Source organism: Acinetobacter sp. S4397-1 (genome assembly GCF_024129285.1).
Classification (GTDB): domain Bacteria; phylum Pseudomonadota; class Gammaproteobacteria; order Pseudomonadales; family Moraxellaceae; genus Acinetobacter; species Acinetobacter lwoffii_C.
Genome location: NZ_JAMXXZ010000111.1, coordinates 1 through 201, shown reverse-complemented (window position 1 = coordinate 201; position 201 = coordinate 1). Strand labels below are relative to the sequence as shown.

Genomic DNA, 201 nt, shown 5'->3' with positions numbered 1-201 from the left:
CTGAGTCGCTGTCTGAATCCGAATCGCTATCTGAATCCGAATCGCTATCTGAATCCGAGTCGCTGTCCGAGTCTGAGTCCGAATCGCTGTCTGAGTCCGAGTCGCTGTCAGAGTCTGAGTCGCTGTCTGAATCAGAGTCGCTATCCGAGTCCGAGTCGCTGTCAGAGTCGCTATCCGAGTCTGAGTCGCTGTCTGAATCAG

1 protein-coding gene is annotated in these 201 nt (G+C 54.2%); it reads left to right on the top strand.

All coding sequences use genetic code 11. The features are described 5' to 3' along the window. A partial coding sequence (locus NI467_RS14730) for a hypothetical protein (protein ID WP_253153513.1) occupies nt 1–201 on the top strand: 201 nt, incomplete at both ends.